This window comes from Phycisphaerae bacterium, from assembly GCA_035275405.1.
Taxonomy (GTDB): Bacteria; Planctomycetota; Phycisphaerae; order UBA1845; family UTPLA1; genus DATEMU01.
In genome coordinates, this window is sequence record DATEMU010000003.1 from 781,517 (window position 1) to 796,513 (window position 14,997).

Here is a 14,997-nt window from a genome sequence, read left to right on the forward strand (position 1 = left end):
CGGTGAGTATAAGTCCGAAATGGCGGCCGGTCGAGAAGTAAGGGCGGCCCTTGCGAATCGGGAATGACTCGAAGGGCCGTGGACCCCTTGTATCAAGCCGATTTGGCGAGATCCTGTTTTCTTGTTTACGCGAGTGCAGTCCGGCGATAGGATGCCGCCGCACGGTCGAGCGAAGTAAGGCCGTGTTCAGGAGTCATCGCCAATGACGACGCAGCGAACCCTGGGGGATTTTGTTTGGTCGCGGCCCGACCCGAGCCTCACGTTCGTACGCGACCTCGGACTGGTGTTGGGCGGGAGCATGCTCATCGTGCTCGGCGCGAAACTGAGCGTGCCCTTTGTTCCGGTACCACTGACTTTTCAAGGTTTCGCGGTCGTGTTGGTCGGGGCGGCGCTCGGCAGCCGGCTTGGCGCTTTCGCCGCGATGGCTTACCTCATTGAAGGGCTCGCCGGATTGCCGGTGTTTGCTTTGCCGGGCGCGGGGCCCGGCTATTTCCTCGGTCCCACGGGCTGGACGGCCGGTTATCTCTTCTCCTTTCCCATTGCCGCCTGGGTCGTCGGCGCTTTGGCGGAGCAGGGTTGGGACCGGCGGTACCTTACGACCATTCTGGCATTGGCTGCAGGACAAGCCGTCATTTTGGCCGGTGGGTTCATCTGGCTCTCCTGGTTTGTTGGCTCGCGCGGGGCTTTTCTGACCGGCGTTGTGCCATTCTTGTTCGGCGACGTCCTCAAATCCGCCCTGGCTGCTCTCGCCCTGCCGGCCGCGTGGCGCCTTGTCGGTCGCCGCGCCGGGCAAACCGATCGCCCGTGACCCGGTACGCTTTTCTCACTTTACTCCTTGCCCTCCCTGCAGGCTGTCAACGTGACGGCGTCATCGAAGTCGATCTGACGGCGCAGCCGCCACGGTTCATCGTGCATCATCGGGGATGGCCCGCGCCGTTTCATTGGCCGCGGGTCACGGAATTCGCCATCGCCAGTGAGGAGGACGGCGGTATCTGGGTGCTGCGCTCTGCGACGTCGGAGGGCGAGCCGGCGCGGCAACTTGCTTTTGTGTTTGGCGAAGTTCCGCCGGGCTTCGTTCAGTTGACACCGGACAAGGCGGCGCGCGTTCGGCCGCTGGTGGTCGGTCGGACCTACTTTGTGGCTGCCGGCGGACCGACCTACGTCTACCGGATTGTTTTTGCGCTGCCCGTGGACACGTGGACCCCTGTTCAGCCATCGCCGACCACCTCTCCCGCCGTATTTCCCGCGAACTAGGCGGCCGATCCTGCACTCGCAGCCGCAGCCTTTGCGCTTTTCAACGCGTGCACGCTGCAAAAAAGCGGTGGTACGCCGCGCGACTTGAAAGTTACTTTTTTCAATTAACGCGTTGATTCGTGCGAGGTTACCTGCGCCCGCGCGCGGAATGAGGCGGCGCGAACCATTCGTGGCACGGGTATTGCTTTATCCGCCGCGGGCCACGGTGCGCTGGCGCGGCGCCTGCGCCGGCGACGATTGCGCGGTGACGCGCAAGGAAGGACGACCCATGAAAAAGTGGGAAGCGATGCTTCGCGAAGACAGGAAATCGGCCGATGCTCAAGCTGTCGCGGCGCGTGATTGGAGCGCGATCGGCGCGCGGATACGGCAATGGGCGCTGACGGCGACGACCGTACACCTTGCCGAGAGCGCTGAGGCGCATCGCGTCGCGCCGGTGAACGAAAAGAAGGATTGATCGATGATCTATGGGTTGTGGCAATCGGCCGCGGGCCTGCAAACGCAGGACTATCGCCAGGCGATCATCGCCAACAACCTGGCGAACGTCGACACGCCCGGCTTCAAACCCGATCGGATCGCGTTTCGCGAGCGGCTCTCCGCCGCCTTCGCGGGCGCTCCGCGGCCGACGCGGCACCCCGTCCTCGACGCGCTGCCCGGCGGATTGTTTGAGACGCCGGTTCACACCGACTATTCGACCGCGTCCATCGAAACCACAACGAACCCCCTGGATGTCGCCATCGATGGCGGCGGCTTCCTGACAGTCCGAACTCCCGAGGGCCTGCGCTACACCCGCGACGGACGCATGACGCTGAGTCGCGACGGCGAATTGCGGCACGCGTCGAGCGGTTTTCCCATGGTCGATGCCGAGGGTCGATCGCTGTTGCTCGAACCTTCGCAGCCCGGACAAATCAAGATTGACGAGCAGGGCCGGGTGAAGCAGGGCGAACGAACCGCCGGCCGGCTGGCCGTCGTCGATTTCGCCGATCGGAGCGCGTTGGAGAAAACCGGACAGAACCTCTTTGTGTCGGATCGCGCCCGAGCGACTCCCTCCTCGGGCACGGTCCGGCAATTTGCCGTCGAGGCCTCCGGCGCCGATCCGATCACGTCGCTCGTGGAGATGATCGACGCGACGCGGGCGTATCAGCTCAACGCCAACATGCTCACCTTGCAGGATGAATCGCTCGGACGACTGGTGAACGAATTGGGACGAATCGGTTGATCGACGGTTGAAGACGTCGTCAACGCCGTGAGAACTATGCCATGCCCATTCAAGCACTGAACACCGCCGCCAGCGGCATGAGGGCGATGGACACCAAGCTCAGCGTGGTGGCCAACAACCTCGCCAATATCGAGACCGTGGCGTTCAAGAAGTCGCGGGTCAATTTCGAGGATCTTTTCTACCGCACGATCCAGGAGCCCGGCCTGCGGAATGCACTGGAACAGCCACTCCCCCTTGGACAACAGATCGGTCTGGGTGTGCAGGTCTCCAATACCCAGCTCAATTTCGAACAGGGCGCTCTGGACGGCACGGGGCATCCGCTCGATCTCGCCATCGAAGGCGACGGCTTCTTCCAGGTGCAGGCCGTCATCGACGGTGCTGAACAGACGGTCTATACGCGGGCGGGGAACTTTACGCAAAACGCCAACGGCGAAATTGTGTTGGGCAATTCCATCGGGGCGCGACTGGAACCGCAGGTTTCCATTCCCCAGGATGCGGTCGAAATCCAAGTGGGGCAGAACGGCCTGATTGCCGTACGCACGCAGGGATCGCAGGAGTTTCAGGATGTTGGCCAGATCGAATTGGCGCGATTCATCAACCCTGCCGGGCTGAAACAACTCGGAAAGAATCTTTATCAACAGACGGACGCCACCGGCCCGCCGATTACCGGCAATCCGACCCAGGATGGTCTTGGCACGATCCTGCAGGCCAATCTGGAGCTGTCCAACGTTGATCCCGTTCGCGAATTGGTGGAACTGATCAAAACGCAGCGGGCATTTGAGTTGAATTCGCAATCGATCCAGAGCGCCGATCAGACGCTCCAAACCATCAACAACCTGAGGAGATTCTAAGCGCCAGGTAGCCGAGTAGGGACGGCGGAGACGTCACCATGAACAAAGGACAACAGGGAACATGGATTGCGGCGGCGATGTTCGCGACGGGACTGTCTGTCGTGAGCGCCAGCGCCGGCGAAGTTCGCATCTGGCCGACGGCCACCGCCACGGGCGATGCCGTGCTTTTGGGACAGGTCGCCGAATTGCGCGGGTTCGACATGGAATCGGAGCGGCGCCTGGCACAGGTCGGGGTTTTTGACGCCCCGACGCCGGGGGGCGAACTCCTGGTTCGTGCGGATGACATCCGGTCGGCGTTAGCCGATGCGGGAGAAGATCTTTCAGCGATTCAACTCATTGGCGCAGCGCGTTGCAAAGTTTCGAAACCCCGGCCGCCGCGCGTGCCTCGACCGGCGCCCCATTTAACTCGATCCATCAAGAAAATTGAGCCGCGCCCTACCCCGGCCAAACCCGTCGCTCGTCCGACTCCGCCGGAAAAAAAATCGCCGTCGGGGACGATGGAGTCCGCGCTGCGAGACTATATCCAGGCAAGTTTTCCCGAGCCGGACGCGAAACTCGAGATTCGATTCAGTCCCGCCAAGGCGGACGACCTTCGCTCCTCCGACCCGGATGCAAAATACGAGATTCGCTCGCGCGATGAGAAGAAACTGGGGCTCCGCAGCTTTGAGGTTTCCGTGGTTCGTCAGGGCGAAATCGATCGGCGGATTCCGATCGTCGGGGAAGTGACGCTGCTCAAGGAAGTCGTCGTCGCCAGGCGGGCCATCAATCGCGGCGAGACGATCGAGGGTCGCGCGCTGAAGCTGGAGGAGCGGCGGTTTACCGACCTCGCGGCCGTTGGGTTGACCGACCTGTCGGCGGCGACCGGTCAGCAAAGCCGGGGGTTTGTGCGGCCGGGAGAAATGATCAACGAACAGTCCGTCGAACAGCGTCCGGTCGTCGCTCGCGGACAACCGGTGACCATTTGGATGCGGCAGGGATCGCTGGCCATTCGCACGACGGGGCGGGCGCAGCAGTCCGGCGGTCTGGGCGATCGGATAGAGGTGCTTCGCGACGGGGCGAGGCGGAAACAGGACTTGATCGAGGCGATGGTGACCGGCCCCGGAACGGTGAGCATGGGCTCGCCGGAACAGTTGGCAGCCGGTTCGTCAGGGTGGTCGGCGCGATGAAGAAGACACTCGTGTTGATCATCGCGGGATGGGCGCCGGCCGCGGCGGCGCTGGGGCAGAGTTCGTCGCTGTTTCTGAACAGTCAGGCGAGCTATTCCCGCCAGATGGCGGCCTCCACACAGCCGGCGCCGAATGGAACGCTTCGGGCCAATGCCGGAGCGTTGGCCCCACCGCCGACATTCCGCAACGTCGCACTGGCAAGTTCATCACTGACGGCGATTCCCGCAGCCGAACCCCGGATCATCCAGCCCAACGACCTGATCACCGTAATTGTTCGCCATCGCCTGCGGTATCAGACCGACACGCGAATGCAGCAGCAAAGCCGCTGGGATCTGAAATCGAAGTTGAGCGCCTGGTTCCGCATCCACGATCGCAAGCTGGAGGAGCAGGACTTCGAGCGCGGGGTGCCGGAGGTGAACTTCAAAAACCAGAACGACCTCAAGAACCAGGGCCGGGCCGATCGCAAGGACGTTTTCGAGACGCGGGTGATGGCCAAGGTGCTCGACGTGAAGCCGAATGGCAATTTGATGCTCGTCGGATACGCCCATGTCAAGATCGATGAGGAAGATCAGATCATTCGTTTAACCGGCGAATGCAATAAGGAAGACATTCAGCCCGACCGCAGCATCCTGAGCGACAAGATCTTCGCGCTCGATGTTCAAACGGAGAACGCGGGGGCGATGAAGGACGCGGCGAAGCGCGGTTGGCTGAAGGGACTCCTGGATAACACGAAGGCGTTCTAAGTAAATGACATTGCCGGCATTCAAACAAGGGAAGCATGTTACGGCGAGCCTGGCGGCAGCGCTGGGATTACTCGTTTGCGCTCAGATCGTGCAAGCCACGCGGATCGCCGACGTCACTCACCTGCAAGGACGCCGCAACAACCAACTCGTGGGCTACGGTCTGGTGATCGGCCTGCCGGGAACCGGCGACGGCGGAAAGTATGCGGCTTCCATTCTCCAACTCCAGACGATGCTTTCGAAGTTCGAGATTCCCGTGCCCGCTTCCGCCCTGGTGGACACGAAGAATGTTGCCATCGTCATGGTTGAGGCAACGATTCCCGACAACGGCGTGCGCGAAGGCGACCGGATCGATGTGCGGGTCAATTCCAGCGGGTCGGCCAAGAGCCTCGCCGGTGGTCATCTGGTTCCCACGCCGCTCCAGGGACCAGGGCTCGATCGCATCTTCGCCCTGGCCAGCGGGCCGATCCGGCTGCCCGATCAAAAAGTGAGAACCAGCGGAACGGTCACCGCCGGAGCGACGATGGAGGCCGACGTCATCCACAACTACATCAGCGAAAACTGGCAGATTACGCTGGTCGTCGAGGATGTACACGCCAGTCACGCCCTCGCGGCGGTCATTGCGCAAATGATCAACGAAGGGGCATCGGAAATCGGCCAGATCCAACGGATCGCGACGGCCATGGGGCCCAAGAACGTGGTCATCGAGATTCCCGAGCCGGAGCGCGCCAGTCCCGCGGATTTCATCGCCCGCGTGGAGAACACTGAGCTGCTCATGCCGCCGGGCGAGGCGCGCGTCGTGATCAATCGTAAGACGGGCACGATCGTGATTGATGAAGACGTCGAGATTGGTCCCGCGGTCATCTCGCACAACGGCATGTCGATCACGACAACACCCGCGCCGACGCCGCCCGATGCGGCGGCCGAACCCCCGCCGCCGGATACGAAATTCGCGGCCGCGATCCATGCGCCGCGGACCGACCATAGCGGGGCGCGGCTGCGCGAGCTGGTCGATGCACTCAACCAGCTCAATGTCCCGTCGAAGGACATTATCGAGATCGTTGAAAACCTGCACCGGCTGGGCAAGGTCAAGGGCAAGTTAGTCACTGTGGAGTAAGTTCGTGAGCGTGTCGGCCATTCAATCAAGTTTCGTTCCCAAGGCGCCCGTCACTGGTGATCGGGCGGCCGCGCTGCGGCGCTCGACGGGTGAATTTGTTGGCGACATCTTCTACGGGACGCTCTTGCGGGAAATGCAGCAGTCCAAGTTCAAGACGAAATACCTGAGCGGCGGCCGTGCGGAGGAAGCGTTTCAGGGCCAGCTCTCCATGGAAATCGCCAAGAAAATCGGGCGATCCGGAAACGACCCCGTCGCGCGGCGACTGTTCGATTCGATCGCCAAGAGGCTGGGTGTGGAGGGAGACGCATGAGCACAGCCATCGCGATAAAGCCCGTGGATCGTTTGGCCACGCTGCTGGAGGAACTGGCCGCGAAGCAGGAATCACTGCATCGCGTTATCCGCGGCAAGCTTGAGGCTATGCGCCGGGCGGATGTGGAGGGCATGATCGCCGCCTCGCATCGCGAAGGAGAACTAGCGAACGAAGTGACGTTGCTCGATGCACAGCGGCGGGAAGTTGCCGCCGAGGTGTGCGCGGAGATCGGCATTCCTGCCCTGGAGCGCAACCGACCGGCCTCGCTGCGCAGAATCGCGGCGCGGCTGGGCGAGGCAGAGCGATTGCGGATTGTCAAACTGGCGGACCTGTTGCGCGAGCGAATGCTCCAGGTTGCTGAGGCCAACCGCGTCGTCGAGCTGGTGAGCCGGGAAATGCTGGCCTTCTTCAAGGCGGTCTTTACGGCGATTGTGAGGGACGACGCCGCGCCGCGGGTGTATTCCGCGTGCGGCGCAATGGGAACGCCGGCCGGCGCACGGGTTTTGGACGCCGTCGGATAGGACAAAACGGGAGCTGGTCGTTGACGCGGCCGGACATCGAATGGGACTGACATCGGCATTGGGAATCGGGCGATCGGCGCTGGCGGCATATCAGGCCGCGCTGCAGATCGTCGGCCAGAACATCGCCAACGCGGGCACGCCCGGGTATTCGCGCGGGACGGCGTCGTTGTCGTCGGTCGCCGGCGCGCAGACGGTCAACGGCCAGTTTGGCGGTGGAGTCTTGCTGGAGGCCGTCCGCCGCAATGTGAGCGAGGCACTACACGCCCGGCTGCGCATGGCCATGTCAGACCGTGAGGACGCGCAGGCCCAGCGGACCAGTCTCGCGCGCGTGGAGGACATCTTCAATCCCCTCGGCGATACGAACCTGGGCACGCTGCTGGGTGAGTTTTTCAAATCCGTTGGCAATGTCCAGAACACGCCTGAAAGCGTTCCTGCTCGCAGCCTTGTCGTCAGTTCAGCGCAGGCCTTGGCAGAGCGCATTCGCGACATCCACGGCGGGCTCCTTGGCCTGCGCAACGATTTCAATGCGGAGATTGAGACCGCCGTGCTTCAAGCGGACCAGATCGCGACCAAGATTGCCGAGTTGAACACCGAGATCACGGTGGCGGAGGCAGCCTCGGGCCACGGCACATCGCAACTTCGCGATCAGCGCGATCAATTGCTGGGGGAATTGTCGCAGATCGTTTCCATTACTGTCCGCGAACAACCGACGGGGGCGGTCAACGTCTATATCGGGAACAACCCGCTCGTGCAGTTTGGGCAGTCGTTTGGCATCAAGGCCGTGACAGAGATTGACAGCAGTGGCCTGGCGAACGTGGTCGTGCGCTTCAAACTGGACAATGGGCCAGTCACTTCGTCGAGCGGCCAGATTGCCGGACTCATTGAGTCCCGCGACACGCATGCGACGGCGCAGTTGACGCGGCTCGATCAATTGGCATCCGCGCTGATCCGCGAAGTCAATAATATCCACTCGGGCGGCAAAGGGCTGATCGGTTTCTCAAACATCACTGGCCTCAGTGCCGTGACGGACCCGTCGCTCGCATTGTCCACGGTTGGCAATGGCGTCGCATTCCCGCCGAAGACCGGTTCCTTTTTCATTGACGTCAAAGACTCAACGACCGGGACGTCCACGCGGCATCAGATCAATGTCGATCTGGATGGAATCGGCGGCGATTCGTCACTGAATTCCATCGCGGCCGACATTTCGGCGAATGTTCCCGGCGTCACGGCGACGGTCTTAGCCGACGGCCGACTGCAATTGTCGTCTGCCGGCGGCACGACGTTCAGCTTCGCCGACGACACGTCCAATGTTCTGGCCTCCCTCGGTATCAATACGCTCCTGACCGGCACGAACAGCAGCGACATCAATGTCAATTCGCTAATTGCCGCGGAGCCGTCGTTACTGGCCGCAGCGCAAAGCGACTTTGCGGGCGACGGAAGCAACGCCACCGCGCTGACCGCCCTTAAGGACCAGGTCATATCCAGCCTCGGCGGCGTGTCGCTGAATGAATTCTACACGACGACGACCGCGAACATCGCGGTCAGCGTCTCCGGCGCGCAGAGCAAGCTGGACGCGGGCGAGGTGATTCTGGATTCGCTCACCTCCCAGCGCGAAAACCTCTCCGGCGTCAGCCTCGACGAAGAGGCGATCAACATGATTACTTATCAGCGGGCCTACGAGGGCGCCGCACAGTACATGCGCGTTGTGAATGATATGTTGCAGGAACTCTTGACGCTCGCGAGGTAGCGGCACGGCGGGCAAGTCCCGCGGGACAGTGCGATTGAGTTAATGCGGCGGGCAGAGCCCGCCCTACACGAGACAGCAATGGCAGGCACGTTCGGAAGTATCAGCCGCGTTTCGCAGGGCATGCAGACGCTCAATTTGCTGCGCCAGCTTCGGCAGAACACGCTGCGCTTATTCAACGAGCAGCAGCGGATCGCGAGCGGTCAGCAACTGCTCTCGGTCGGCGACGATCCCTTGGCCGCCGCGCAGATCGCCAAGCTGCGCCAGGTACTCGGCAATCAGGACCAGATTCTGTCCAATCTGCGGTTTGCGGATGGACAACTTGCCGCGGCGGATACCGCGATTACCGACATTTCCGATCTGCTCACACAGGCGTCGCGCATCGCCAGCGAGCAGGCGGGCAGTCTGTCCAGCACCACCGAGCGGGCCGCCCAGGCACTGGTGATCGACGGGATCATCGACCAGCTGGAGGCACTGGGCAATCGGCAATACCAGGGGTCCTATCTTTTCGCGGGGCGCGATGTCACGAATGCCCCCTTCGCGACCAGCCTCGGGCGCGTGACGCTGAATGGCGATGCGGGCGACCGCCAGACGCTCGTGGACATAGATTCCACACTGGCGTTCAACGTGATTGCCGCCGACTTGTTCAACCTTCGCGAAACGGTCATCGGCGGCACAATCGATTTCGACGTCCAACTCTCACTGGACGCGCGAATCTCCGAATTGGCCGGCGCGTTGGGACAGGGCGTCCGTCTCGGCGCGATCTCGGTCACGGAAACCGGGCCGAACATCAACTTCAGCGTCGACTTCACCGGTGCGGAGACGGTAAACGACCTTGTCGCGAGGTTCAATGACGCCGCCACGACGGCGGGCAGTTCATTGACGCTCGGTATCAGTCCGACGGACGGCGGGGCGCTAAGTGTCGCAACAATTCCCGGCAGCGGCGTCCAGATCGGCGAAGTCGGGACCGGTACCACGGCGTCCGACCTCGGCATCAAGCAGACGACGGGCGCGGGGATCAATCTCGATGGCGCCAATGTCAATCGCCGCGTCAGTCTGACCACCACATTGGCCGAACTGGCACCGGGTGGGATTACATTGCCGAACGGCGTGAGCATTTCCAACGGACCATTGACGGCCACTGTAGACTTTGCCGGCGCGACGACTGTGCAGGACATTCTCAATCGCCTCAATGGCACGGGTGTCGGCATTCGCGCCTCGATTAACGATGCGGGCACTGGCATCATCGTCGAGAACCTCCTCGCGGGCACGCCGTTGATTATTGGCGAGAATGGCGGGACCGATGCGGCGACGTTGGGCATTAAGTCGCTTAATACGAGTGTGCCCCTTTCGCAGGTCAATGGCCTTCGCGGCATTCATCCCGTGACCGGCGACGATTTTCAGATTACCAACGCCAATGGCGTGACATTCCAGGTCGATTTGAGCACGGCGCAGACCTTCGGCGACGCAATTAATGCCATCAATGCAGCGTCGACGACCGCCGGGGCGGGGATTGTCGCGAGCATTTCCGACGCCGGGGCGGGACTGCAGTTGACCGGCCCGGCAGGTCCCGGCGTGATTACCGTCACGGCGCTGAACTTGTCGCCGGTCGCACAGGAACTGGGCATCCTCGGGACGGGAACGGCCACGGAATTGGAGGGCACGAACGTCGCGCCGTTTTACCAAAGTGGCGTGTTCAGCGCACTCTACCGCCTCCGCGACGGTCTCCTGGGGGACAACTCGTCGGAGATTACCGAGGCCGGCGCGCAGATCAGCGCCACCCGCGAGCAAGTCTCGCGCGTGATCGGCCAGGTCGGCGCGCGGTCACAAGCGATGCAAGCGCGCCTCGCGCAAACGGAGGACGCCACGAGCGCGACCACGATTCTCCTTTCCCAGGTGCGCGACGTGGATTTCACGGAGGCAGTGACGAAATTCCAGCAGGCCCAGACGGCACTTCAGGCCAGCCTGCTGTCAGGATCGAGATTGCAAAACCTGTCGTTGTTGGACTTCCTGCGATGATTGGATGAATCGCGGGCGACGACAGGTTCGAGGTTGGATCGCACCGGCGTCCACGCCGGGTACGGCTGGTGCGATCGAAATAGCGGTGTCCGAAGCGACACCGGGGAGCAAGACGTGATGGTCATCGAGACGTCGCGGTTCGGCGGAATCGAGGTCGACGATCAACGATTCCTCAACTTTCCCAAGGGTCTCCTGGGTTTCCCGGACGACCGGGAGTATGCGCTGATTCAGACCGGCGAGAACAGCGCGTTCTACTGGATGCAGGCGGTCCATCGGCCGGAACTGGCCTTCGTGGTCTGCGATCCGCGGATGTTCGTGCCGGATTACCGCGTGGTCGTGAAGGCCGAGGACCTCGGGCACATCGGCCTGACTCAGACGCACGGCTCGCAGGTTTTCGTCATCGTCAACAAGTACGAGGACCAGCTCACGGCGAACCTGCAGGGCCCGCTGATCCTGAATATCGCGACGCGCGTCGGCAAGCAGCTCGTCCTGGCGGACAAGCGTTACTCCACGCGGCATCCGCTCATGGATCTGCCGGTGCGGCAGGCGAGTGTCAGCCGGTCGGCGTAGGTCTCGGGTCTGAAGGCAAAACGAGGTGTGCGGGTCTATTATCCCTCGTGGATTCGCTGCAGGCGAAACGCGTCCGGAATGGGCCGGTCACACCTGTCACTGACCACCGCCGGCGGCATGAGGCCGCCCGGACGTGGCTACAAGGAGCCAGAGGATGTTGGTTCTATCACGTCAGCGCGACGAGACGATCATGATCGGCGACGACATCGAGATCACGATCGTGGACATTCGAGGCGACAAGGTCCGCCTCGGCATTACCGCGCCCACGCATGTTCCCGTGCATCGCAAGGAAGTGTACGACGCGATCCAGCGCGAAAATCGGGCGGCGGCGAATATCAAGCCGGAGGACCTGCCGCCCGACAGCGCGGGACCCGGCGGTCATAACCCCCGTCGGGGTGGACCGCGATCGAGTTAAGGATGATTCACCGGCGCGGCGGTGCCGCCGCGCCCTAGACGGCCGTGCGCGGCGCGCGGCCCCATACGACTCGCCGAGTACAACAGGGAGGTTGTTCCCATGGCGCGCATTAACACCAACACCGCCTCCATCGTGGCAGGTCGGCAACTCACGCGGGCGCACAGCTCGCTCCAGGTTTCGCTGGAGCGGCTGTCCAGCGGACTGCGGATCAATCGCGGCGCGGACGATCCGGCCGGGCTGATCATCTCGCAGCACCTCCGCTCGGAGATCGAGGGCGTTCGCCAGGCCGTCGCCAACTCGCAGCGGGCCTCCAACATGGTGGCGACGACCGAAGGCGCGCTCAATGAGGTCGCCGCCCTGCTCAACGACATTCAGTCGAAGATCGTTGAGTCGGCCAACATTGGGGCGATCTCCGAGGACGAGATTCGCGCCAACCAGTTGCAGATCGACTCGGCGATCGATTCCATCACACGGATCGCCAATACGACGACCTTCGGCGGGCGAAAGCTCCTCAACGGCTCCCTCGGCTACATCACCAGCGGCATCAACGCGGCTCAGATCGCCGATACCCGCATCAACAACGTCTCCTTCGGCACGGCCAGCTACATCCCCGTCAATGTCAGCGTCATCCAATCGGCCCAGCACGGCCAGCTCCAGTTCCAGACCTCGGCGATCACCGCGTCGGTCACCATCGAACTGGCCGGCACCGAGGGCGTGACGGCGATTTCGCTGCTCTCCGGGACGACGGCCAGCGCTATTGCGGCGGCCGTCAACCTTGTGAAGGACTCGACCGGCGTGAGCGCATCGCTGATCAACGCGGGAGTCCCCGCCAGCGGGATCGTCCTGTCGTCGATCGAATTCGGCAGTGCGGCGTTCGTGCAGGTCACCGAGATCGGCAGCACCACGCCGGTCTTCAGCACGGTCGATGGCAGCGGGACGGCCAACCGCCGCGACACGGGCCGCGACGTCTCCGTCACCATCAACGGGGCCAGCGCCCTCGGCCGCGGTCTGGATGTGTTCCTCAACACGACCGGCCTGGGGATCGAGCTGCGGCTGCAGGACGCGTTCAACACGGCGGGCTCGACGTCGTTCGCGATCACGGGCGGAGGGGCGATCTTCCAACTCGGCGCGGGCGTGGAGACCAACCAGCAGGTGAACTTCGGCATGCATTCGACTGCCGCGACGCGCCTCGGCAACGGCTCGCTCGGGTACCTGACCGAGATTACCAGCGGCGGCTCGTCCAGTCTGGTGAACGGCCAGACGGCGCAGGCGGCCAAGATTGTCGCCGAGGCAGTGCGGCAAGTGTCGGTCATGCGCGGCCGACTCGGGGCGTTCGAGAAGGACACGCTCGACACGAACGTGAACCAGCTCGGCATCACGCTGGAGAATTTGACGGCGGCGGAGTCGAGCATCCGCGATCTGGACTTCGCGCAGGAGACGAGCGCCCTGACGCGCTCGCAGGTCCTGGTGAGCGCGGGCACGAGCATCCTGGCGATCGCGAACCAGACTCCGCAGTCGGTACTGTCGCTGCTGCGGTAGCTCATTCTTCGTAAGTGACGCTACGGAGCCGGAGCAGGGTTGAATCGGTTCGTGTCAACGAGGGCCTTGAACGCCGAGACGACCGACGGGTCGAACTGCGTGCCGCCGCCTTCAGTGATCGCGGTGACCGCCTTGTCGGGGGGCCACGGCGGTTTGTACACGCGGGCGCTGGTGAGGGCGTCGAAGACGTCGGCGAGGTGGACGATCCGCGCGGGCAGGGGGATCGCCTCGCCGCGGAGACCGTCGGGGTAGCCGGAGCCGTCCCAGTTTTCATGGTGGCTGCGGGCGATCTGGCGGGCAGTTTCGAAGAAGGGCTTCTTGGAGAGGATCCGCTCGCCGGTAATGCAGTGCAGCATCATCTCGGTGCGCTCGGTCTTGTCGAGCGGGCCGGGCTTCTTGAGGATGTGGTCAGGGACCTGCATCTTGCCGACGTCGTGGAGGATCGCGGCGTAGCCGAACTCCTCGGCCCTCGCGGGCGGCACACCCATCTCCAGGGCGAGTGTCCGCGTGTAGTGCTCGATCCGGCGGACGTGGGCGCCCGTATCGGCGTCCTTGGCCTCGCTGGCGACGGCGAGCATGTAGATTGCCTCCATGTTGGCGTCGTGCAACTCGGCAGTGCGCTCGCGGACTTTTTCCTCGAGCTTCTGCGAGTAGTGCTTGAGGTCGATGGCCTGTTCGAGGATGGTATCGCTGAGCGTGGAGATTGTTTCGTACTCCTCGCGGCTGCGGAGCTCGGCTTTCTTTTGGGCGGAGATGTCGATGGCCGTGATCAGGCGGTGGTCGGCAAGCGGGGCGGCGCTGCCGAGGGGCCGACCGGAGATGATGACCGGCAGCTCGCTGCCGTCGGCCGCGGGGAGGAAGAACTCGCCCTCGTGGGCCTCGTCAAAGTTGTGCAGCCGTGAGCGTAGGAAGTCGATCGCCGCCTCCGTGGAGTAGAGCGACTCGGTCTTGCGGCCGATGAGCTGGTCGCGCGACCGGCCGATCATCTGACAGAGGCGGTCGTTGGCGTATTCGATGCTGCCTGACCGGTTGACGAGGAGCGCGCCGCAATTGAGGGCGTCGAGGAGGTTGATGAGACCGTGAATGGCGGTGATGGAGGTGGACAAGGTGTTTACCTGTTTGCGATGGCGCGAGTTTACCGCGACCCGGTCATTATACGCGAATCGTACGGCTTGGCAGCTACCGTCTGGCCGAAGCGTACCGACAATTCTCATCAGGATGTTCTGGAAGGAGATCAATCCAATGCGGTCGTTGATCGTCGCGGGGAACACCGTCCCATGGGAAAAAGGCGAAGACTATGTTTTCCCTGATTGGAACCTCGATTGCATACCCATGATAAGAAATCGGCTTCACCAGAGGAAACTTCGACTTGATTTCCTTGTAGGTTGATGCAAGTGACAAGGAGAAAACACGAAACTCCGAGTCGAGGATGCGAACGCGGCAAATTCGATCTTCGTCACCCAGGATTGCTTGGGCTCGAATGTCCTTGGCGAGAGTGACGTCGATCGCGGGCCGAATTTGACTTGGACTTACCA

At 62.7% G+C, this 14,997-nt stretch carries 16 protein-coding genes; 15 read left to right on the forward strand and 1 reads right to left on the reverse strand.

Translation table 11 applies throughout. The features are described from left to right. Nucleotides 1-202: 202 nt before the first annotated feature. The 15 genes from VJZ71_05215 to VJZ71_05285 all read left to right on the forward strand — a co-directional run bounded on the left by VJZ71_05215 (nucleotide 203) and on the right by VJZ71_05285 (nucleotide 13,462). Complete coding sequence (locus tag VJZ71_05215; GenBank protein HKQ47446.1) at nucleotides 203-808, forward strand: biotin transporter BioY; 606 nt, start codon at nucleotides 203-205, stop codon at nucleotides 806-808. After that, entirely contained in the window at nucleotides 805-1,254 is a 450-nt protein-coding gene (locus VJZ71_05220) for a hypothetical protein (protein HKQ47447.1), read from the forward strand. The genes VJZ71_05215 and VJZ71_05220 overlap by 4 nt, the downstream gene beginning before the upstream one ends. Nucleotides 1,255-1,423: 169 nt before the next feature. Next, nucleotides 1,424-1,708 carry a hypothetical protein gene (locus VJZ71_05225; protein HKQ47448.1) on the forward strand — a complete coding sequence of 95 codons (285 nt, stop codon included), beginning with the start codon at nucleotides 1,424-1,426 and terminating at the stop codon, nucleotides 1,706-1,708. Between the two features lie 3 nt (nucleotides 1,709-1,711). Further along, nucleotides 1,712-2,470 carry a flagellar hook-basal body protein gene (locus VJZ71_05230; GenBank protein ID HKQ47449.1) on the forward strand — a complete coding sequence of 253 codons (759 nt, stop codon included), beginning with the start codon at nucleotides 1,712-1,714 and terminating at the stop codon, nucleotides 2,468-2,470. Between the two features lie 41 nt (nucleotides 2,471-2,511). Further along, nucleotides 2,512-3,321: a flagellar basal-body rod protein FlgG gene (gene flgG, locus VJZ71_05235; protein HKQ47450.1), complete on the forward strand. Its 810-nt coding sequence runs from the start codon at nucleotides 2,512-2,514 to the stop codon at nucleotides 3,319-3,321. 38 nt (nucleotides 3,322-3,359) lie between these two features. Beyond that, on the forward strand, nucleotides 3,360-4,487 hold the full coding sequence (gene flgA / locus VJZ71_05240; GenBank protein HKQ47451.1) for a flagellar basal body P-ring formation chaperone FlgA: 1,128 nt from the start codon (nucleotides 3,360-3,362) through the stop codon (nucleotides 4,485-4,487). Further along, a complete protein-coding gene (locus VJZ71_05245; GenBank protein ID HKQ47452.1) occupies nucleotides 4,484-5,230 on the forward strand; it encodes a flagellar basal body L-ring protein FlgH in 747 nt (248 codons plus the stop codon). Before flgA ends, VJZ71_05245 begins: the two co-directional genes overlap by 4 nt. A gap of 4 nt (nucleotides 5,231-5,234) precedes the next feature. Next, nucleotides 5,235-6,344 carry a flagellar basal body P-ring protein FlgI gene (locus VJZ71_05250; protein HKQ47453.1) on the forward strand — a complete coding sequence of 370 codons (1,110 nt, stop codon included), beginning with the start codon at nucleotides 5,235-5,237 and terminating at the stop codon, nucleotides 6,342-6,344. 4 nt (nucleotides 6,345-6,348) lie between these two features. Then, nucleotides 6,349-6,654 (forward strand): hypothetical protein, encoded by a 306-nt coding sequence (locus VJZ71_05255; protein ID HKQ47454.1) that lies wholly within the window; start codon nucleotides 6,349-6,351, stop codon nucleotides 6,652-6,654. Next, entirely contained in the window at nucleotides 6,651-7,175 is a 525-nt protein-coding gene (gene flgN, locus VJZ71_05260) for a flagellar export chaperone FlgN (GenBank protein HKQ47455.1), read from the forward strand. The genes VJZ71_05255 and flgN overlap by 4 nt, the downstream gene beginning before the upstream one ends. Nucleotides 7,176-7,215: 40 nt before the next feature. Continuing rightward, nucleotides 7,216-8,922, forward strand: coding sequence for a flagellar hook-associated protein FlgK (gene flgK / locus VJZ71_05265; GenBank protein HKQ47456.1), 1,707 nt, complete (start codon nucleotides 7,216-7,218; stop codon nucleotides 8,920-8,922). Nucleotides 8,923-9,000: 78 nt separating this feature from the next. Continuing rightward, complete coding sequence (locus VJZ71_05270) at nucleotides 9,001-10,938, forward strand: flagellin (GenBank protein HKQ47457.1); 1,938 nt, start codon at nucleotides 9,001-9,003, stop codon at nucleotides 10,936-10,938. Nucleotides 10,939-10,971: 33 nt separating this feature from the next. Further along, nucleotides 10,972-11,508: a flagellar assembly protein FliW gene (locus VJZ71_05275; protein HKQ47458.1), complete on the forward strand. Its 537-nt coding sequence runs from the start codon at nucleotides 10,972-10,974 to the stop codon at nucleotides 11,506-11,508. Nucleotides 11,509-11,662: 154 nt separating this feature from the next. Further along, a complete protein-coding gene (csrA, locus tag VJZ71_05280) occupies nucleotides 11,663-11,923 on the forward strand; it encodes a carbon storage regulator CsrA (protein ID HKQ47459.1) in 261 nt (86 codons plus the stop codon). A 99-nt stretch (nucleotides 11,924-12,022) separates the two neighbouring features. After that, on the forward strand, nucleotides 12,023-13,462 hold the full coding sequence (locus VJZ71_05285) for a flagellin (GenBank protein HKQ47460.1): 1,440 nt from the start codon (nucleotides 12,023-12,025) through the stop codon (nucleotides 13,460-13,462). Nucleotides 13,463-13,482: 20 nt separating this feature from the next. Here the strand turns inward: VJZ71_05285 and VJZ71_05290 are convergent, their stop codons facing one another. Continuing rightward, nucleotides 13,483-14,568: an HD domain-containing phosphohydrolase gene (locus tag VJZ71_05290; GenBank protein ID HKQ47461.1), complete on the reverse strand. Its 1,086-nt coding sequence runs from the start codon at nucleotides 14,566-14,568 to the stop codon at nucleotides 13,483-13,485. Between the last annotated feature and the right edge of the window lie 429 nt (nucleotides 14,569-14,997).